The 4,934-nt window shown below is 58.9% G+C and carries 3 protein-coding genes; all 3 read left to right on the plus strand.

What is annotated here, in order from left to right:
• Window positions 1-138: 138 nt before the first annotated feature.
• The 3 genes from C8N31_RS20060 to C8N31_RS20070 are packed head-to-tail and all read left to right on the plus strand — an operon-like array spanning window position 139 to window position 4,444.
• On the plus strand, window positions 139-846 hold the full coding sequence (locus C8N31_RS20060) for an ABC transporter ATP-binding protein (RefSeq protein WP_025050010.1): 708 nt from the start codon (window positions 139-141) through the stop codon (window positions 844-846).
• Window positions 843-3,206, plus strand: a complete 2,364-nt coding sequence (locus C8N31_RS20065; RefSeq protein WP_231476917.1) for an ABC transporter permease — start codon at window positions 843-845, stop codon at window positions 3,204-3,206. Before C8N31_RS20060 ends, C8N31_RS20065 begins: the two co-directional genes overlap by 4 nt.
• 5 nt (window positions 3,207-3,211) lie before the next feature.
• Window positions 3,212-4,444, plus strand: coding sequence for an efflux RND transporter periplasmic adaptor subunit (locus C8N31_RS20070; protein WP_025050008.1), 1,233 nt, complete (start codon window positions 3,212-3,214; stop codon window positions 4,442-4,444).
• The last annotated feature ends 490 nt before the right edge of the window (window positions 4,445-4,934 follow it).

Genomic DNA, 4,934 nt, shown 5'->3' on the forward strand with positions numbered 1-4,934 from the left:
CTTTCTCATCGTCCACTCCTCGGTGGTTACGATGAGCAACAAACCCTCTCTTAGCAAATGACACTATTTGGACCCATAAGCGCTGACTTCAGACAATCTGTCCAGTATGTTCAGTTATAAATGAACTTAAGGATGATAATGGTCCAGAATACCTTTTCAACCAAAGGCATCACCAAGGTTTACGGTGAAGGGCGGTCAGCCGTTCACGCGCTGCGCGGTGTCGATCTGGATATACCGCAGGGCGAAATTGTCGTGCTGTTGGGGCCGTCCGGCAGCGGCAAATCGACCTTACTCAACATCATCGGCGGATTGGACCGCGCCACAGACGGCGATGCCTACTTCCGGGACCAGAACCTGTCAGGAATGACCGATAAGCAGTTGACCATGTACCGGCGCGATCACGTGGGATTTGTTTTCCAATTCTACAACCTGATGCCAAGCCTGACTGCCCGAGAAAATGTCGAACTGGTGACAGAAATTGCGCGTGATCCAATGGAGCCGGGCGAAGCATTGGCCATGGTCGGTCTGCGCGAAAGGGTTGACCACTTTCCCGCCCAGCTCTCAGGCGGCGAACAGCAGCGCGTGGCGATTGCGCGCGCTGTCGCCAAGAACCCAACGGTACTGTTCTGCGATGAGCCGACGGGCGCGCTCGACAGCACGACCGGACGCGCCGTTCTGAATGTGTTGAAGGACGTGAACGAAAAGCTGGGGGCTACCGTGTTGATCGTCACCCATGCGGCCTCTCAGGCGGCGATGGCTGACCGGGTGATCCATTTTGCGGATGGGGACATCCGGGAGGTCGTGATCAACAAGGAAAAGCTGACCCCCGAAGAGATCAACTGGTGAGTCCGCTCGACCACAAGCTCCTGCGCGATCTGTGGCGCATGAAGGGACAGGCCCTCGCTATCGGTATGGTCATCGCAGTTGGCGTCGGCATGCTGGTGATGATGCAGGGGTTGGTGACCTCGCTGAATGAGACCCGCGCGGCCTACTACGAACGATATCGACTGGCAGAGGTCTTTGCGCCCGTCACCCGCGCACCCTACCGCATGACGACGCGGCTCGAAGCCATTGATGGCGTTAGCGCGGTTGAGCCGCGTGTGGTGGGTGCGGCCCTGATAGACCTTGCGGGGTTCGATCTGCCAGTACAGGCGCAGGCAGTCTCTTTGCCCGATTTGCGCAGCCCCCGTCTAAATGACGTGTTCCTGACCGACGGCAGGATGCTCGACAGCGATCACACAGACGAAATCCTCCTGCTCCAGGCCTTCGCCCAGGCCCACGACATCCGCCCTGGCGACCGCATCGACGCGACGATGAACGGCGCAAGACGCAGCTTTCAGGTTGTCGGCCTCGCTCAGGCACCTGAGTTTCTTTACACGACTGCGCCTGGCGAGTTGATCCCCGACGATGCCCGATTTGGCGTGATCTGGATGAGCCGATCCGCATTAGCCGCGGCCTATGACATGGATGGCGCTTTCAACGAGGCACTTCTGTCCCTCGCGCGCGGCGCAAACGAGGCTGCGGTGATGGCAGCCGTTGATCGCATTCTCGACCCCTATGGTGGCACCGGGGCCTATCCGCTTGCCGATCAGGCCTCGAACCAACTTGTAAGTGAGGAAATCGGTGGGTTGGAGGCCGCAGCCGTGGGGGTGCCACCGATCTTCCTCGCTGTCGCTGCTTTCCTTCTCTACATCGTGATCAATCGCATGGTGCAGTCCGAACGCGAAGAAATCGGCCTGATGAAAGCTTTCGGGTACACCAACGGCGAGGTCGGCACGCATTATTGCAAACTTGTGCTGGCCATTGCCATTGGCGGCGCATTGGCGGGCTGCTTGATGGGCATCCTGGGCGGGCGCGCTCTGATCCAGGTTTATGTGGCCTATTTCAAGTTTCCTTTTCTGGTGTTTCAGCTTGATCCGGCCTCCTTTGTCACCGGCGTTGGCGTAAGTATCCTGTCAGCCTCTGCCGGGGGGCTACTGGTTCTGCGCAGCGTCTTTGCCCTGACTCCCGCCGCAGCGATGCGCGCGCCCGCGCCTGCCGATTACAGCCGTACGGGAGCCATCGGGCACGCGCTGAACCGCTTTCTCGATCAACCGTCGCGCATGGTCTTGCGCCGGATTACAAGACAACCAGTGCGCATGGCAGGCGCGATGATCGGCATCGCCTGCGGCATGGCGCTCAGCGTGTCCATGATCACGATCTATGCGGGATTTGATCGAACGATTGATCTGACCTTCAACGTAATCGACCGCAGTGACGTGACCGTGACCTTCACCCATTCCACATCCGAGACCACAATCTTCAATCTGCGGCGGATGGAAGGTGTCTCCTTCGTCGAACCCGTGCGCCATGTGCCTGCAGTGCTCCGCAATGGTCTTGCAACCCATCGTGGCGTCGTCAGCGGTTTGCCTGAGGGTGCGCGTCTGAGCCGCGCTCTGGACAGCGACCTGGTCGATATTCCATTGGTGAACGGGGGCATTGTTCTGTCCACCGCATTGGCGACGAAACTGGACATCCGGCCCGGTGATACGCTTACCGTCGAAGTCCGCGAAGGTCGCCAGCCCGTGCTGCAAATCCCTGTCACCGCCTTGGCCGAAAGCCTGCTGGGTGCACCCGCCTACATGGACCTCGCCGCACTGAACCGCGCCTTGCGGGAACCGAACCGCGTGTCGGGGGCTTATCTGTCTATAGACGAGGCCTTTGCCACCGACATCTACACCGCCTTGCAGGATATGCCGAGCGTCGCAGGCGTCAGCCTGAAAGCCCAGGCGGAAACCGCCTTCCAGACCCTGATGAACACCGGCGCGGGTGCGATCCGCTATGTCATGGGGGCCATCGCCTTCGTCATCACCTTCGGGATTGTCTACAACGCGGCCCGCATCGCTTATGCGGAACGATCCCGCGATCTGGCCAGCCTCCGTGTGATCGGCTTCACAAAAGGCGAGGCCGCTTTCGTGCTGTTGGGCGAACTGGCCATCGTAACGCTGGTCGCCCTGCCGATCGGCAGTGTGCTTGGGTACTACCTGTCCTTTGGTATCGCCGCAGGATTTTCCAGTGAACTCTATCAGATCCCCGCGATCTTCGATCCTGCAAGCTATGGTTTTGCCGCGATGGTCGTTCTGGGTGCCGCCGTCGCGTCCGGTTGGCTGGTGAAACGAGATATCGACCGAGCGGAACTCGTCTCGGCCCTGAAAACGAGGGAGTAGCCGTCATGGCCAAAGCAAAGAAACGATCCCGTCTGATCTTGACCACCGCAACACTCTTGCTGATCGGCGGTGCTCTGGCGGTTGCCTTCTGGCCGCAGCCAACAATTGTCGACATGGGCCAGGTGACACGCGGAACCATGCAGTTGACGATTGATGAGGAAGGCCGCACGCGGGTGCGAGACGCCTATGTCGTATCAACGCCGGTCGCAGGACAGTTGCAACGTGTCAGCGTGCAACCCGGTGATCCGGTCGTGCGCGGCGAAACCATTGTTGCCCATATGCGCCCAACCAACCCCGCCGCACTGGACGTGCGCACCCGCGAACAGGCACAGGCCGTTGTAACAGCTGCCCAAGCGGCGCTTCGTGTGGCCCAGGCCGATCTGAATGCGGCGCTTGCCAATCGTGATCTGGCTGACACGGAACTGGCCAGAACGGAACAACTTGTCGAACGGGGCATTTCAAGCCGTGCCGCACTGGACAGCGCGCAACAGGCCGCGCGCGTAGCGCAGGCGAATGTCGATACGGCAGAGGCGGCAATTTCTATGCGTGAAGCTGAGATCGCCAACGCGCAGGCCGAATTGATCGGCTTTGATGACCCTCGGTTGGCAGCTGCAATCGGAACAGCGGACGATGATATTCCGCTCTTTGCCCCGGCAGATGGCCGCATTTTGCGCGTTATTCAGGAAAGTGAAACTTCGCTACCTGCCGGAACGCCCATTATGGAAATCGGAAACATCGAAAACGATCTGGAAGTGGTGGTCGAACTTTTGTCAACTGATGCCGTACAGGTCAATGAAGGTGATCCCGTCATCATCGCCGATTGGGGCGGCCCGGCAGAACTTGCAGGTGAGGTAACGCGTGTCGACCCGTTCGGCATTACTCAATTCTCGGCATTGGGTGTGGAAGAACAGCGCGTCAATGCCGTCATATCCTTCAACAGCCCGTCCGAGGACTATTCTGGCCTCGGACACGGGTTCCGCGTGGAAACCAGGATTGTGGTCTGGCGCGCCGAAGATACCTTGATCGTGCCCGCCAGTGCCCTGTTCCGCAGCCGCGATGCCTGGGCCGTGTTTGTCGTGGTTGAAGGATCAGCTCAGCTTCGCACCATAGAGATCGGCCCGAACAACGGCATTGAAGCTCAGATCATCAGCGGCTTGTCTGAAGGCGACCGGGTGATCCTGTATCCGTCGTCCGGCCTGTCTGAAGGGATGAGCGTCGCAGAACGGGTGGTCAACTAAAAAAGAATGGAACTTTCGATGGTAGTGGAGTGACAGCTCTTATGGCTTCGGTGGTGGTCGGGTCGCAGCCAGTCAAACTATAAAGTAGGCCATTTCAGAAAGAAACCCGTAGCGCAGCGCAGTCTGCGACCTGTGAATTGGACCTGATTTATGCTGCAGTCTGTGTAGACGGCTGGTCTCTCCGCTGCGCGGCGGAGCCGTAACTCTCGCTCGCGTCGCATCTCTTGCGCTGCGTGCGCGCGCAGCACAAAATCACTATGGCGAAGTGGACTCTCCTGGTACCTTCGCCGCGTGATCCACGAACGGCAGGTCTAGGATGAGTCGCCTTTCGCTGCGACGCGCATGGACTCACAGACTGCGGGACGAAGCTGCCCTAAAATGATGCCGTGCGAATATCTGCTGCACGGAATACATTGGCTGTAAACAAGAAACGTCAGCGTTCTATCTCGAATAGCAACCCGGAAAGGAACTTCCCTTGTCTGACACAATT

Source organism: Sulfitobacter mediterraneus, assembly GCF_003054325.1.
GTDB lineage: Bacteria > Pseudomonadota > Alphaproteobacteria > Rhodobacterales > Rhodobacteraceae > Sulfitobacter > Sulfitobacter mediterraneus.

Coding starts and splice junctions, on each gene's coding strand:
- C8N31_RS20060 (WP_025050010.1), top strand. CDS start 139: ATGGTCCAGAATACCTTTTCAACCAAAGGCATCACCAAGGTTTACGGT.
- C8N31_RS20070 (WP_025050008.1), top strand. CDS start 3,212: ATGGCCAAAGCAAAGAAACGATCCCGTCTGATCTTGACCACCGCAACA.